The 14718-nt window shown below is 68.0% G+C and carries 13 protein-coding genes; all 13 read right to left on the reverse strand.

What is annotated here, in order from left to right; genetic code table 11:
* Positions 1 to 120 precede the first annotated feature (120 nt).
* On the reverse strand, positions 121 to 378 hold the full coding sequence (gene secG / locus V7053_RS01605; RefSeq protein ID WP_334170514.1) for a preprotein translocase subunit SecG: 258 nt from the start codon (positions 376 to 378) through the stop codon (positions 121 to 123).
* A 57-nt stretch (positions 379 to 435) separates the two neighbouring features.
* The gene (gene tpiA / locus V7053_RS01610) at positions 436 to 1248 is read right to left on the reverse strand and encodes a triose-phosphate isomerase (RefSeq protein WP_334170515.1); all 813 of its coding nucleotides are present in this window, start codon (positions 1246 to 1248) and stop codon (positions 436 to 438) included.
* Between the two features lie 86 nt (positions 1249 to 1334).
* Positions 1335 to 2582 (reverse strand): phosphoglycerate kinase, encoded by a 1248-nt coding sequence (locus V7053_RS01615; protein ID WP_334170516.1) that lies wholly within the window; start codon positions 2580 to 2582, stop codon positions 1335 to 1337.
* 40 nt (positions 2583 to 2622) lie between these two features.
* Positions 2623 to 3630 (reverse strand): type I glyceraldehyde-3-phosphate dehydrogenase, encoded by a 1008-nt coding sequence (gene gap / locus V7053_RS01620; protein WP_334170517.1) that lies wholly within the window; start codon positions 3628 to 3630, stop codon positions 2623 to 2625.
* Positions 3631 to 3920: 290 nt separating this feature from the next.
* Positions 3921 to 4556 carry a superoxide dismutase gene (locus tag V7053_RS01625; protein ID WP_334170518.1) on the reverse strand — a complete coding sequence of 212 codons (636 nt, stop codon included), beginning with the start codon at positions 4554 to 4556 and terminating at the stop codon, positions 3921 to 3923.
* A 97-nt stretch (positions 4557 to 4653) separates the two neighbouring features.
* Positions 4654 to 5634: a DNA-binding protein WhiA gene (whiA, locus tag V7053_RS01630; protein WP_241053998.1), complete on the reverse strand. Its 981-nt coding sequence runs from the start codon at positions 5632 to 5634 to the stop codon at positions 4654 to 4656.
* Positions 5635 to 5707: 73 nt separating this feature from the next.
* A complete protein-coding gene (locus V7053_RS01635; RefSeq protein WP_334170519.1) occupies positions 5708 to 6718 on the reverse strand; it encodes a gluconeogenesis factor YvcK family protein in 1011 nt (336 codons plus the stop codon).
* Entirely contained in the window at positions 6718 to 7641 is a 924-nt protein-coding gene (gene rapZ / locus V7053_RS01640) for an RNase adapter RapZ (protein ID WP_334170520.1), read from the reverse strand. Before rapZ ends, V7053_RS01635 begins: the two co-directional genes overlap by 1 nt.
* Before the next feature lie 14 nt (positions 7642 to 7655).
* A complete protein-coding gene (gene uvrC / locus V7053_RS01645) occupies positions 7656 to 9587 on the reverse strand; it encodes an excinuclease ABC subunit UvrC (protein WP_334170521.1) in 1932 nt (643 codons plus the stop codon).
* A gap of 79 nt (positions 9588 to 9666) precedes the next feature.
* On the reverse strand, positions 9667 to 10329 hold the full coding sequence (locus V7053_RS01650; RefSeq protein WP_334170522.1) for a lysophospholipid acyltransferase family protein: 663 nt from the start codon (positions 10327 to 10329) through the stop codon (positions 9667 to 9669).
* Complete coding sequence (locus V7053_RS01655) at positions 10329 to 11072, reverse strand: HAD hydrolase-like protein (RefSeq protein WP_334170523.1); 744 nt, start codon at positions 11070 to 11072, stop codon at positions 10329 to 10331. Before V7053_RS01655 ends, V7053_RS01650 begins: the two co-directional genes overlap by 1 nt.
* Positions 11073 to 11190: 118 nt before the next feature.
* Complete coding sequence (gene uvrA, locus V7053_RS01660; protein WP_334170560.1) at positions 11191 to 14118, reverse strand: excinuclease ABC subunit UvrA; 2928 nt, start codon at positions 14116 to 14118, stop codon at positions 11191 to 11193.
* Positions 14119 to 14317: 199 nt separating this feature from the next.
* On the reverse strand, positions 14318 to 14695 hold the full coding sequence (locus V7053_RS01665) for a GntR family transcriptional regulator (protein WP_334170524.1): 378 nt from the start codon (positions 14693 to 14695) through the stop codon (positions 14318 to 14320).
* Positions 14696 to 14718 lie beyond the last annotated feature (23 nt).

A 14718-nucleotide genomic window follows, 5' to 3' on the forward strand; every position in this document is an offset into this window, starting at 1 on the left:
CGCAAGGAGCCAGCCTCCGCCTAGGGCCCCGGCCGCCGTCGTCCGTTCGACAACCACAAAGGGGGGGAAACAGCTTTCGCTGTTCCCGCCCCTTCGGTTGCCCGGGCGACCGTCAACCCGTCAGGAGCTGCTGGTCCCGGAAAAGCGCATGATGAGTCCCAGAGCGACGATCACGACGCCCCACGTGATGCCGAGGATGATCGTGAAGCGGTTGAGGTTCCGCTCCGCGACCCCAGACGACGAGAGGCCCGACGACATTCCACCGCCGAACATATCCGACAGTCCGCCGCCACGGCCCTTGTGCATGAGGATGAGCAGGGTCAGCAGCAGGCTCGTGATGCCGAGCAGGATCTGCAGGATGATCTGGAGTACTTGCACGGTGGTGCCTCGTGGCCTTCCTCGAGTGGTGGTGCGGGCTGAACAGGACGAAGAACGCTAAGCGCCCGCGTGGCTCTCGAACCTGACAATGCTAGCAAACTCGGCTGGGTCGAGGCTCGCGCCGCCCACGAGGACGCCGTCCACGTCCGGCTGGCCGAGGATCGCAGCCGCGTTGGCTGCCTTGACCGAGCCGCCGTAGAGGAGCCGGGCGCCCCGGGCAGCGTCGTCGCCGAAGATCGAGGAGAGCTCAGCGCGGATCGCTGCACACATCTCCTGGGCGTCCTCTGGCCCAGCCACCTCGCCCGTGCCGATCGCCCACACGGGCTCGTACGCGACGACGAGCGACGACGCCTGCTCGACGGTCAGCCCTTCGACGTCGGCGCGAAGCTGCGCGAGGGTGTGCTCGACGTGGTGGCCCGCCTGGCGAATCTCCAGGCCCTCGCCCACACACAGCACGGGGACAAGGCCGTGTCGGTACGCGGCCTTCGTCTTGGCGTTGAGCTCCTCGTCGGTCTCGCCGTGCAGCGTCCGCCGCTCGCTGTGGCCGACCAGGGCGTAGGTGCACCCCAGCTTGGCGAGGAAGGCTCCGCTGATGTCCCCGGTGTAGGCACCCGAATCGAACGGCGAGAGGTCCTGGCCGCCATAGACGACCTTGAGGTCGTCCCCCTGCACGAGGGTCTGCACACCCCGGAGATCCGTGAAGGGCGGGAAGACGGCAACCTCGACCCTGCCGAAGTCGTGGCGCTTGTCCTCGAGGGTCCAGGCCAGCTTCTGCAGGAGGGTGATGGCTTGGACGTGGTCCATGTTCATCTTCCAGTTGCCTGCGATGAGGGGGATGCGGTCGAACGAGCCGTTCGAGGAAGTGGTCACGGTGTCTCCTGTGGGTGGTCTGCAAGCGAAGAGAACGCCAGGCGCGCCCCACCAAGGATGGGCGCGCCCGGCGTACTGGGGGGACGTCAGGCGCCGAGGGCGGTGAGGCCCGGCAGCTCCTTGCCCTCGAGGTATTCGAGGCTTGCGCCGCCGCCAGTCGAGATATGCCCGAACTGGGAGTCGGCGAAGCCGAGGGTGCGCACGGCCGCAGCCGAGTCACCGCCCCCGACGACGGTGAGCGCGCCCGCCGCTGTCGCGTCGGCGAGGGCCTGCGCGACGGCCTTCGTGCCCGCCGCGAACGCCGGGAACTCGAAGACGCCCATGGGGCCGTTCCAGAACACCGTCTTCGCGCCCGCGATCTCCTTCGCGAACGCCGCCGCGGTGTCCGGGCCGATGTCAAGGCCGATCCCAGCCTCGCCGAAGCCCGTCTCCTCGATCGCATCGGCTGAGGCGACCTCGTGCTCCGCGTCGGCCGCGAACTTCGAGGCGACGACGACGTCGGTCGGCAGCACGAATTCGGTGCCCGCCGCCGTCGCCCGCTCGAGGTACGCCTGGACCGTGGGGATCTGGTCCCGCTCGAGCAGGCTCGAGCCGACCTTATGGCCCTGCGCCGCAAGGAACGTGAACAGCATGCCGCCCCCGACCAGCAGCCGGTCGGCCTTGCCGATGAGGTTGTCGATCACCGCGAGCTTGTCGGAGACCTTCGATCCGCCGAGGACCACGACGTAGGGCCTCTCGGCTCCCTCGGTGAGGCGCTTGAGCACCTCGACCTCGGCTCGTACGAGCTCGCCCAGGTAGGAGGGCAGGATCGACGCGATGTCGTAGACGCTCGCGTGCTTGCGGTGCACGGCACCGAACGCGTCGTCGACGTACGCTCCCCGAGGGGCGTCGTCGGCACCGGTGAGGGCAGCCAGTTCGCGGGCGAGATCTTCGCGCTCGGCATCGATCTTGCTGGTCTCGCGCGCGTCGAAGCGGACGTTTTCGAGGACGAGGACCTCGCCGTCGCCGAGCTCCGCCGAGAGCTCGCGGGCGCTCGGGCCGACGACGTCGTCCGCGAGCCGCACCGGGAACGACGCGAGTTCCGCGAGGCGGTCGACGGCGGGACGCAGCGAGTACTTCTCTTCCGGCATCCCCTTCGGGCGGCCGAGATGGGCCATGACAATGACCCGTGCGCCGGCCTCTGCCAGCTTCGAGATGACGGGGAGGGACGCGCGGACACGGCCGTCGTCGGTCACGGTGGAACCGTCGAGCGGCACGTTCAGGTCCGACCGGACCAGAACGTGCCGCCCACGGACACCATCGGCGAGCAGCTCGTCGAGAGTGTGTGCAGTCATGGACTCAGGCTATCCGAGTTCCGAGAACGTTACGGCGCTCTCAGAGCTTGGACGCGACGAGCTCCGTGAGATCGACGAGGCGGTTCGAGTAGCCCCACTCGTTGTCGTACCAGGAGACGACCTTGACCTGGTTCCCGATGACCTTCGTGAGGCCCGCGTCGAAGATCGACGAGGCGGGATCGCTCACGATGTCCGAGGAGACGATCGGGTCCTCGGTGTACGAGAGGTAGCCGGCGAGGGGGCCGGACTCGGAGGCAGCCTTGACGGCCGCGTTGACCTCGTCCTTCGTCACCTCGCGGGAGACCGTGACGGTGAGGTCCGTGGCCGAGCCGGTGGGGACCGGGACGCGGATCGCGTAGCCGTCGAGCTTGCCCTTGAGCTCGGGGAGGACCAGACCGATCGCCTTCGCAGCGCCAGTCGAGGTGGGGACCATGTTGATCGCGGCGGCGCGCGCACGGCGCAGGTCGCGGTGCGGGCCGTCCTGGAGGTTCTGATCGGCGGTGTAGGCGTGGACCGTCGTCATGAGGCCACGCTCGATGCCGAACGCGTCGTTGATCGCCTTGGCGAGCGGGCCGAGGCAGTTCGTCGTGCACGACGCGTTGGAGATGATGTTGTGGTTCTCCGGGTCGTAGACCTCGTCGTTGACCCCCATGACGATCGTGACGTCCTCGTCGGTGGCCGGGGCCGAGATGATGACCTTCCGGGCGCCCGCGGCGAGGTGCTTCTTGGCGTCTGCGGCCTTCGTGAAGAAGCCCGTGGACTCGATGACGACGTCGACCCCGAGGTCGCTCCACGGCAGGTTCGCAGGGTCGCGCTCCGCGAGGACCTTGATCTCCTTGCCGCCCACGACGATGTTGCCGTCCCGGGCCTCGACCTTCTCGGCCAGGCGCCCGGTGATCGAGTCGTACTTGAGCAGGTGGGCCAGAGTCTCGGGGCTCGTGAGGTCATTGACGGCCACGATCTCGAGATCGGCTCCCTGCGCGAGCGCCGCGCGGAAGAAGTTGCGGCCGATCCGGCCGAAGCCGTTGATGCCGATGCGGGTAGTCACTCTGGTTGCTCTCCTTGATGCTCAGCCGAGCATCCCACCTAGGTGACTGCTCGGACTGTCTGAACGGTCTCGCACATCATTGGGCAGAGAATTTGCACAAGGAAAGGCCTGCAGCCCGAGTCTCCATTGTCATGGCTGAAAGGCTGACGGCCTTTCCGGACCCCATCCTACGGAAAAAGGGCCCGTCCGTGAACAGACGGGCCCTCTTTCCGGGGGTGGCGGGTGAATTCTCCGAAATGTGACAGAAATCTCAGCTCGGCGAGACCAGGTTCACCCGCGCATGGTCTGCCTCAGACCGGGGTGACGAGGCTCTTCGCGCCCGAGCGGGCGGCTTCGAAGCGCTGCGCGACGTCCGCCCAGTTCACGATGTTCCAGAACGCCTTGACATAGTCGGCCTTCACGTTCACGTAGTCGAGGTAGAAGGCGTGCTCCCACATGTCCAGCATGAGCAGCGGGATCGTCCCGACCGGGATGTTGCCCTGCTGGTCGTAGAGCTGCTCGATGACGATGTTCCCGCCGAGGGGCTCGAAGGCGAGGATCGCCCAGCCGGACCCCTGCAGGCTCGTGGCCGCGGCGCTGAAGTGCGCCACGAACTTGTCGAAGGAGCCGAACGCGTCGTCGATGGCCGCGGCGAGCTCGCCCTCCGGCTTGTCGCCGCCCTCCGGGGAGAGGTTCTTCCAGAAGATCGAGTGGTTGGTGTGTCCGCCGAGATGGAACGCCAGGTCCTTGCTGAGGCGCGTGACGTCGGCGAAGCTGCCGGCCTCCCGGGCCTCGGCGAGCTTCTCCAGCGCCGTGTTCGCGCCGGCCACGTAGCTGGCGTGGTGCTTGTCGTGGTGGAGTTCCATGATCCGTGCCGAGATATGCGGCTCGAGGGCCGCGTAGTCGTACGGAAGCTCAGGCAGTACGTAGGTCACAACATCCTCCATCGGTCGGTTTCCCGCCGCGCCGTATGCCGCGCGGCGAGCTGGTGACGGCTCCATCCTATGCAGATGGCCCGATCCTATGCGGAACGCCCTCCGGCGGTCAGCCGTCGAGCATGTCTGGCGTAACGTTCGCTTCAGTACCCGGAATGCCGGTTTCCACCGCTTTCTTGTCCGCCATGGCGAGGAGGCGGCGAATTCGGCCGGCAATCGCATCCTTCGTCAGGGGCGGGTCCGCGAGGCGGCCCAGCTCGTCGAGGCTCGCCTGCTTGTGCGCCACCCGCAGCTCGCCCGCGTAACGGAGATGGTCGGGGACGTCGTCGCCGAGGATCTCGAGCGCGCGTTCGACCCGCGCCCCTGCTGCGACGGCGGCCTGGGCCGAGCGCCGCAGGTTGGCGTCGTCGAAATTTGCGAGCCGATTCGCGGTGGCGCGCACCTCCTTGCGCATCCGGCGCTCCTCCCACGCCATGAGGGCATCGTGTGCCCCCATCCGGGTCAGAAGCGCCGCGATGGTATCGCCGTCCCGCACGACGACGCGGTCCACCCCGCGCACTTCACGGGCCTTGGCAGCGATGCCGAGTCTGCGCGCCGCACCGACGAGCGCAAGGGCCGCCTCCGGTCCCGGGCACGTGACCTCGAGCGAAGAGGATCGGCCTGGCTCGGTCAGCGAGCCGTGAGCGAGGAACGCGCCACGCCAGACGGCCTCCGCGTCGGCGGCCGAGCCGTTGACGACGGCGGAGGGCAGCCCGCGCACGGGTCGGCCCCGGTTGTCGAGAAGCCCAGTCTGGCGCGCGAGCGCTTCGCCCTCGCGGACGACGCGGATGACGTAGCGGCTCCCCCGCCGCAGGCCGCCACCCGAGACGACGATGATCTCGGCGGCGTGTCCGTAGACCTCGGCGATCGCGGTCTTCAGACGGCGGGCTGTCGACGCGAGGTCGACCTCGGCCTCGATGACGATGCGGCCGGAGATGATGTGAAGGCCGCCGGCGAATCGCAGCATGGCCGAGACCTCTGCCTTGCGCTCCGACGACTTCTTCACCGCGAGGTGCGAGAGCTCTTCCTTGACACTCTGTGTCAGAGCCATGCCGCCGCCTTCCCGCGCTGACCCGCCGCAGATTGCGATGCCATCCCCACACTCCTCATTTCTCGTCCGGACGTCATGCGGCGCCGCCGGAGAACACCTCGTGATAGGCCGCCGCAAGTCGGAGCGGATCGTGTACCGCCCGGTGGCCCGAAGCACCCACTCTACCGAAGTGGACCTCTGCGCCGAGCTCTGCAGCGGCCCGTTCGAACTCGGCCGGATCCCCGACCGAACCGGCCTGCGCGATGACGGCGTCGATCGTGAATTCGGGGGCCGCGCGCTGGATCACGCGCAGGTGGTCCGCGCCAGACATCCCGCTCGTCTCGCGCGTGTCCGTCGTGAGGTTCATCGCGAGGCATCGACGCGCGGGAGTGTCGGAGAGGGCCTGCCGCAGTTCCGGCAGGAGAAGGTGGGGCAGCACCGAGGTGTACCACGAGCCGGGGCCGAGGACCACCCAGTCGGCGAACTCGATGGCGCTCAGCGCCTCCGGGCACGCCGGCGCGTCCTCGGGCAGAAGCCGCACACCCTCGAGCCGCCCGGCAATCGCGCACGCGGCCTGGCCTCGGATGAGCTCGCCCGGAGTGCCGTCGGCAGAGGCGACCGTCCCCTCGATCATGAGCGGGACCTGCGACATCGGCAGGACTTGGCCACGGGCGCCGAGGAGCGCCCCGGCCCATCGCAGGCCGTCCACGACGTCGCCCAGGAGCTCGCAGAGCGTCATGATGAGCAGGTTGCCCATCGCGTGGTTCTCGAGGCCGCTCGTTCCCGCGGGCGACCGGAAGCGGTGCTGCATGACGTCACGCCACGTCCGTCCCCAGTCCGTGTCGTCGCAGAGCGCGGCGAGCGCCATGCGCAGGTCCCCCGGAGGGATGACGCCGAAGTCCTTGCGAAGGCGGCCGGAGGACCCGCCGTCGTCGGCAACCGTGACGACGGCGGTGAGGTTCGCCGTGAGGAGGCGGAGCGCAGACAGCGACGCCGAGAGGCCGTGACCGCCGCCCAAGGCCACCACGGAGGGGCCCTTGGGGACCCCGCCCGAGGTCCCCGATCCGGGCGGGATCAGGGGAAGCTGGCCGGTGAACATGCTCATCACTCGCGCCCGAGGTCGCGGTGCGAGGTCGTCACCGTGACCCGGGGCTGCTGCGAGAGCCGCTTGGCGAGCTCCTCGACGATCGCGACGGAGCGATGCTTTCCCCCGGTGCAGCCGACCGCGATGGTCGCGTAGTGCTTGTTCTCCTTGCGGTATCCCCGGAGGACGGGCTCGAGGGCGTGGACATACCGCGTCACAAACTCCTCGGCACCGTTGGCGACAAGGACGTAGTCGCGGACGTCCGGGTCGAGCCCGGTGTGGGGCCGGAGCTGAGGGATCCAGTGGGGATTGGGCAGGAAGCGGACGTCCGCGACGTAGTTGGCATCGGCCGGGAGCCCGTACTTGAACCCGAAGCTCATGACGTTGATCCGCAGCGTCACCGGGCCCTTCTCGGAGAAGAGCTCCGTGATGGCGGTGGCGAGGCCGTGCACGTTGTACTCGGACGTATCGAGGACGAGGGTGGACTGCTCGCGCAACTCCGCGAGGATCTGGCGCTCGGCCGTGATCCCGTCGAGGATCCCGCCTCCCCCCTGAAGCGGGTGGGGGCGACGGCCCTGCTCGAAGCGACGGATCAGCACGTCGTCCGTGGCGTCGAGGAAGAGCACGCGGTATTCGACGCCGCGCGAATCGAGGGCATGGAGCGCCTCGCGGATGTCCGCGAACAGGGCCTTGCTCCGGACATCCATGACGACGGCGAGCTTGGGGATGCGGTCCGACGCGTGTGCGACGAGTTCGGACAGCGTCCCGAGCAGCTGCGGCGGAAGATTCTCGACAACGTACCACCCGTGGTCCTCGAGCGCGTTCGCAGCGGTGCTGCGCCCTGCACCGGACATACCCGTGACGATGAGCAGCTCTCCGCCATGGGGTTTGACGGGAGTCAGCTCAGTGGGCTCGTGCGGGTCCGCCGCGCTGGTCTGGGTCATGACGCCCAGCCTAGCTAAGACTCCAGGATTTCGCCGGTCGCGTAGTTGACCGCGGGGGCGGGCTCCTCCGCCCCAGATCCGTGGAACGCCGCGTACACCGACGCTGCGAGGGAGGGCCCGACGCCGGCCACGCCCGCGAGCTCGTCCGGGCTGGCGGCCCGAAGCTTCTTGACCGAGCCGAAGTGCGTCAGGAGCGCTTTCTTGCGTGCCGGGCCGAGGCCGGGAACATCGTCGAGAAGCGACGCGGTCATGGCCTTCCCACGCTTCTGGCGGTGGAAGGTGATGGCGAACCGGTGCGCCTCGTCGCGGATCCGCTGGAGCAGGTACAGCCCCTGCGAGGCGCGCGGGAGGATCACCGGGAAGTCCCCTTCGGGGAGCCATACCTCTTCGAGCCGCTTCGCGAGGCCGACGACCCGGACCTCGTCCTCGCCGATACCCAGCTCGGCGAGGGCCTTCATGGCGGCCGCGACCTGCGGCTGGCCGCCGTCGACCACCACGAGGTTGGGCGGGTACGCGAACTTGCCCCGCTCCTCCACGGGGAGCTCTTTGTCCGCGAGGTAGCTCCGGAAGCGGCGCGTGAGCACGTCGTGCATCGCGGTCGTGTCGTCTCGGGCAGCGTCCCCCGTGACGGAGAACTTCCGGTATTCGGACTTCTTCACGAGTCCGTCCTCGACGACGACCATCGAGCCGACGACGTTCGTGCCCTGCACGTGCGAGATGTCGAAGCTCTCGATGCGCAGGGGCGGCTCGGGAAGTTCGAGCGCCTCCTGCAGCTCCTGGAGTGCGAGGGAACGCGTCGTGATGTCGCCGGCCCGACGCACCTTGTGGAGCTTGAGCGCCTGAACAGCGTTCTCGTGCACGGTCTTCGCGAGCGCGGCCTTGTCGCCGCGGCGCGGCACGCGCAGATCCACCTTCGCGCCTCGGAGCCGCGAGAGCCAGACGGTGAGCTGTTCGGCGTCGTCGGGCAGGACGGGAACGAGCACCTCGCGCGGAATCCTCGTGTCCGTCTCGGCCTGGGCGCCGTACACCTGCTGCAGGAGGTGCTCCACGAGGGCCCCGCCTGTGGTCTCCTCGACCTTCTCGACGACCCACCCGCGCTGCCCGCGGATCCGCCCCCCGCGCACGTGGAAGACCTGGACGGCTGCTTCGAGCTCGTCTTCTTCGACGGCGAAGACATCTGCGTCGGTGTCCTCGGAGAGTACGACGGCATTGCGCTCGAAGACCTTGCGCATGGCGATGATGTCGTCGCGGAGCGAGGCCGCCGCCTCGTAGTCGAGTTCCGCCACTGCGGCGGCCATCCTCTTCTCGAGCTGGGAGATGAAGCGCTTCGCTTCCCCTCCCATGAAGGCGCAGAAGTCCTCGGCAAGGGCCCGGTGCTCCTCGGCGGTCACACGGCCGACGCAGGGGGCGGAGCACTTGTCGATGTACCCGAGGAGGCACGGGCGCCCGCTCTGCGCGGCGCGCTTGAAGACCCCTGCGCTGCAGCTGCGCACGGGGAAGACCTTGAGGAGGGTGTCCATCGTCTCGCGGATCGCCCCCGCCGTGTACGGGCCGAAGTACCGCGTGCCCTTCCGCCGATCGCCCCGCATGACCTGTACCCGGGGGTACTTCTCGCCCATCGTCACCGCAAGGTACGGATACGTCTTGTCATCGCGGAAGGCGAGGTTGTACCGAGGGGAAAATTCCTTGATCCACGTGTACTCGAGCTGGAGCGCCTCGAGCTCGCTCCCGACCACGGTCCACTCGACGCTCGCGGCCGCGTGCACCATGGCGTACGTCTTGGGGAGGAGCGTGAGCGGGTTGGCGAAGTACGAGGTCAACCGCTGGCGGAGGTTCTTCGCCTTTCCCACGTAGATAACCCGGCCATGCGGATCCCGGAACCGGTAGACGCCCGGATCGTTCGGGATCTCACCGGTCTTCGGCCGGTAGCTAGCTGGATCTGCCACTGCTCCAGTTTAGTAAGGGCGGAGGGGTGGCCGCGTCACTCCTGAGCGGGCGCGCTACTCCTGTGCAGGGGGCCTCTCGCTACTCCTGCGCGGGCGGCTTGTTGTACCCGCTCGCGCGCGCCTGACCGCTCAGTGCTGCGATGGCGTCCATGATGCGGTCCGTTGCCTCGCGCCGCACGGGGAGCGAGTGGTCGGGCCCGAGCTTGTCGAAGTAGAGCGGCTCACCGACCCGCATGCTGAAGTGCTGAGGCTTGACGGCACTCGTCCCGGCCGGCTGGAGGCGGTCCGTGTCGGCGAGCCCAACGGGGACCACGGGAGCCCCTGTCGTCAGCGTGAGCCACCCGACGCCGGTGCGCCCCCGGTACAGGAGGCCATCGCGGGAGCGGGTCCCCTCGGGATAGATTCCCACTCCTTCGCCCCGTTCGAGCACATCGAGAAGCGTCTTGAGCGCCGCCACGCTCGCGGCCTGCTCCCCCCGTTCCACGGGAATGGAGCCCACACCCTCGAAGAACGACTTCATGATCTTGCCCTTCACACCCTTGCCCGTGAAGTACTCGGCCTTCGCGAAGAAGCCGACCCGCCGTGGCATGAGGGCCTGGATGATGACCGAATCCAAGAAGGAGAGATGATTCGAGGCCACAATGAACGGCCCCTCCTCGGGCACGTTCTCGAAACCGGTCAGCGTAGGCCTGCACAACGTCGCAATGAGGGCGCGGATGCTCGTGCGGGTGGCCTGATACATCAGCGGCACTGGCTGGCTCCCGCTTCGATCCCTGCCGCGGCCCGAGCGGCAGAGGCGGACGGCGCACCGAGCGGAATGAGGCGTTCGACGGCGTCGCCCGCCTCGCGGGCGTCGGACGCATAGGCGGCCAGGTTCTGCGCCTCGAGCTCGCCGGGCTCGGCGAAGCCCCACGCGACGCCGATGCAGGCGATGCCGTTGCCCTCAGCGCCGGCAGCGTCGTGCCGACGGTCCCCGACCATGACGGCGCGGTCCCGCGACGCGTGATTCACTTCGAGGGCGGCGGCGACGATGCTCACCTTGCCGTCCGGAAGGGGCGGGAGCGTCTCGTCGTCGGGCGCGCCGTGGATGCTGTGGAAATACGCGTCGAGGCCCTGCAGCCTGAGGAGCCTCTTCGCGAGGCCTTCCGGCTTCTGCGTGGCGACGGCCAGATGGTATCCACGCGAACGGAGTCGGCCCAGCAGTTCGGGGATCCCTGGATAGGGACGGCTCTTGGCCATGCCCTCTGAGATGTAGCGCTCCCGATAGGACTGGACGACCAGCGTCATCACGCCCTCCGGCACCGACGCGAAGCGGCGCAGCGATTCGATGAGCGGCGGTCCGACCATCGAGTCGAGGGCAGACTGATCCGGGACCGGCAAGCCGTGGATCTCGAGGGCTGCCGCGATGCCGCCTGTGATGCTCCCGGCGGGATCGACGAGGGTGCCGTCCAGATCGAAGATCACGAGGGCGGGGGCGTCAGTCACCGGGCAAGTGTCCCATATGCGAGTCAGTAGCCGAAACTCGTATACTCGCAAAGGAATATTGGTGGGGGCGCGACGCGTCAGCGCATGCCGAGACGTTCATGGCAACGCCCCACCGAGTTCACCTGACGCTCCTGTCGAAGATCTCCGCCAGGAATCGGCCCGTGTAGCTCTGCTCGATCTTCGCCACGTCCTCGGGAATCCCCGTGGCGATCACCTGTCCCCCACCTGAGCCGCCGTCGGGGCCCAGGTCGATGATCCAGTCCGCGCTCTTGATGACGTCGAGATTGTGCTCGATCGTGATCACGGTGTTGCCCTTCTCCACGAGCCCCTGAAGGACGAGCAGCAGCTTGCGGATGTCCTCGAAGTGGAGGCCCGTCGTCGGTTCGTCGAGCACGTAGACGCTGCGCCCATTCGAACGGCGCTGCAGCTCGGAGGCGAGCTTCACGCGCTGCGCCTCGCCGCCCGACAGCGTCGTTGCCGGCTGTCCGAGCCGGACGTACCCGAGGCCGACGTCGACGAGCGTGGTGAGATGCCGCGCGATCGGGGCGAACGCCGAGAAGAATTCGGCGGCCTCGTCGATCGGCATGTCGAGCACGTCCGCGATCGTCTTGCCCTTGTAGTGGACCTCGAGCGTCTCCCGGTTGTAGCGGGCCCCATGGCACACCTCGCACGGAACGTACACGTCCGGAAGGAAGTTCATCTCGATCTTGATGGTGCCGTCGCCCGAGCAGGCCTCACAGCGGCCGCCCTTGACGTTGAACGAGAACCTGCCGGGCTGGTACCCGCGCACCTTCGCCTCCGTCGTCTCCGCGAAGAGCCGGCGAATGTGATCGAACACGCCAGTGTAGGTTGCCGGGTTCGAGCGCGGGGTCCGGCCGATCGGACTCTGGTCGACGTGGATGACCTTGTCGAGGTGTTCGAGGCCCTCGATGCGCGTGTGCCGCCCGGCGACCTGCTTCGCGCCGTTCAGGCGGTTGGCGAGCACCTTGTACAGGATTTCATTCACCAGGGTCGACTTCCCGGAGCCGCTCACGCCGGTGACGGCGGTGAGGACGCCGAGCGGGAACGTCACGTCGACATTCTGCAGGTTGTGCTCTCGCGCCCCGATGACCTTGAGCTGCCGCTTGCGGTCGACAGGTCGGCGCTTCTTCGGGAGCTCGATGACTCGGCGCCCCGAAAGGTAATCGCCCGTGAGCGACTCGCGGTTCTCGAGAAGTTCGGCGAGGGGACCGGAGTGGACCACCTTGCCGCCATGCTCGCCTGCGCCCGGCCCGATGTCCACGATCCAATCGGCCTCGTGGATCGTGTCCTCGTCGTGCTCCACCACGATGAGGGTATTCCCGAGGTCCCGGAGGCGGGTGAGCGTTTCGATGAGGCGCCGATTGTCGCGCTGGTGCAGGCCGATGCTGGGTTCGTCGAGCACGTAGAGGACTCCGACGAGCCCCGAGCCGATCTGGGTCGCGAGACGGATGCGCTGCGCTTCGCCCCCTGAGAGGGTTCCGGCGGCGCGCTCGAGGTTGAGGTACTCGAGACCCACGTCGAGGAGGAACGTAAGGCGCGCGTCGATCTCCTTGAGGACCTGGTGCGCGATCTGCCGTTCCCGATTGCTCAGCTCGAGCGTCCCGAGGAATTCGCTCGCCTCCCGCAACGGCAGGGCGGACACGGCAGCGATGGACTTCCCGCCCACGAGGACCGAGAGGGAGGCGGGATTCAGGCGCGCTCCCCCGCACTCCGGGCAGGGGATCTCCCGCATGTACTCGGCATACCTGTCCCGGGCAGAGTCGGACTCCGTCTCGGAGTGCTTGCGCTGGATGTACGAGACGGCACCTTCGAATCCCGTGCTGTACTTGCGCTCGCGGCCGAACCGGTTCCGGTACTGCACGACGACCTTGTGGTCCTTGCCGTGCAGGACGGCGTCGCGGGCATACTGCGGAAGGCTGTGCCACGGGGTGCTCATCGAGAAGCCGAGCTCATCGGAGAGGCCCTCGAGCAGTCGCGTCCAGTACTCCTGCGTGGCCTGGCCCAGAGACCAGGGGGCAATCGCTCCCTCTGAGAGGCTCAGCTCCGGGTCGGGGACGACAAGGTCCTCGTCCACCTCCAGTTTGGTGCCGATGCCGGTGCACGCGGGGCAGGCGCCGAAGGGGTTGTTGAAGGAGAACGAGCGAGGTTCGATCTCGTCGATCGCCAGCGGGTGCTCGTTCGGGCATGCGAGGTGCTCAGAGAACGCGCGGAGACGGTGATCGTCGTCGGGCGCCAGATCGACGAAGTCCGCGAGGACTCGACCCTCTGCTAGCCCCAGAGCCGTCTCGACCGAATCGGCGAGACGCTGGCGGATCCCCTCCTTGACGACGAGGCGGTCGACGACGACCTCGATCGTGTGCTTGAACTGCTTGCCGAGCTTGGGCGGCTCGGCAAGCTGTACGAGCTCGCCGTCAACACGAGCGCGGGCGTAGCCCTTGGCCGCAAGATCCTTGAAGAGGTCGACGAATTCGCCCTTGCGGCCACGCACGACGGGCGCGAGCACTTGGAACCGTGTGCCGTCCGGCAGGTCGAGAAGCTGATCCACGATCTGCTGGGGGGTCTGGCGGGTGACCGGCTCGTGGCAGATCGGGCAATGCGGACGGCCGACGCGGGCCCACAGGAGGCGCATGTAGTCGTAGATCTCGGTGATCGTGCCCACGGTCGAGCGCGGGTTCTTGCTCGTCGACTTCTGGTCGATCGAGACCGCCGGCGAGAGCCCCTCGATGAAGTCGACGTCCGGCTTGTCCACCTGCCCCAGGAACTGGCGTGCGTACGCCGAAAGCGACTCGACGTAACGCCGCTGGCCCTCGGCGAAGATCGTGTCGAACGCGAGCGAGGACTTTCCCGAACCGGAGAGCCCGGTGAAGACGATCATCGCGTCGCGCGGGAGGTCGAGGTCGATGTTGCGCAGGTTGTGCTCGCGCGCGCCCTTCACCACGAGGCGCGACAGGTCGGCCCGGAGCGAGCTCACCTGCCTCTCGGTCACGTCCTGTCCCCCTCCGAGAGACAGGGCGCGCGCCGGCATGTCCTCGCGCGCGTCGCGGAGGACGCCCTCGGACACGGCGTCAGACGCGTCGGCAGACAGTTCCTCGGACAGGGAGGACAGAGAGGGGGGAGTTTGCACCCGATTATGGTAGTCGAAGACGTCTTCGAACTTCCAACCGCTCCGCTCAGGGCGGACAGCCTTCCGCAGTGCTCGTCCCGCCCAGCCGCCAGCACGGACATCAGAGACGCGAATAGGCCTGCTCGAGCAGCTTCGCAGCCTCTTCGAAGCTGCAGCCCCGCGCACTCGCCGTGGACGCGAAGGCCGAGGCCGCCGTCGTCAGTTCCTCCTCGCGTTCGTCGCGCGGCGCGACGACGGTCCCGGCGCGGCCGCGCGTCACGACGACCTTGGCTTCCTCGAGCTCGCGGTACGCCCTCGCGACGGTGTGCGGGGCAAGGCCCAAGTCCGCGGCGAGGGAGCGGACCGGCGGAAGACGTCGCCCCGCGGGGAGCGAGCCGTCGGCGACGAGGTCGGCAACCCGCCGACGCAGCTGCTCGAAAAGGGGCGTTGCATGGTCCTGGTCCGGGCGCCATGCACCTGGAAAGTCCGCTTCTTCCATGACCACCAGAGTAAGGCGCATGG

It is taken from the genome of Sinomonas sp. (genome assembly GCF_036848755.1).
In the GTDB taxonomy this organism is placed as follows: domain Bacteria; phylum Actinomycetota; class Actinomycetes; order Actinomycetales; family Micrococcaceae; genus Sinomonas.

What these genes read in the sequence shown, in the direction of transcription:
- V7053_RS01615 (WP_334170516.1), bottom strand. Translation starts at nt 2,582, where the DNA reads ATGACTGCACACACTCTCGACGAGCTGCTCGCCGATGGTGTCCGTGGG.
- V7053_RS01625 (WP_334170518.1), bottom strand. Translation starts at nt 4,556, where the DNA reads ATGGAGGATGTTGTGACCTACGTACTGCCTGAGCTTCCGTACGACTAC.
- whiA (WP_241053998.1), bottom strand. Translation starts at nt 5,634, where the DNA reads ATGGCTCTGACACAGAGTGTCAAGGAAGAGCTCTCGCACCTCGCGGTG.
- V7053_RS01635 (WP_334170519.1), bottom strand. Translation starts at nt 6,718, where the DNA reads ATGAGCATGTTCACCGGCCAGCTTCCCCTGATCCCGCCCGGATCGGGG.
- rapZ (WP_334170520.1), bottom strand. Translation starts at nt 7,641, where the DNA reads ATGACCCAGACCAGCGCGGCGGACCCGCACGAGCCCACTGAGCTGACT.
- V7053_RS01650 (WP_334170522.1), bottom strand. Translation starts at nt 10,329, where the DNA reads ATGTATCAGGCCACCCGCACGAGCATCCGCGCCCTCATTGCGACGTTG.
- uvrA (WP_334170560.1), bottom strand. Translation starts at nt 14,118, where the DNA reads ATGCCGGCGCGCGCCCTGTCTCTCGGAGGGGGACAGGACGTGACCGAG.
- V7053_RS01665 (WP_334170524.1), bottom strand. Translation starts at nt 14,695, where the DNA reads ATGGAAGAAGCGGACTTTCCAGGTGCATGGCGCCCGGACCAGGACCAT.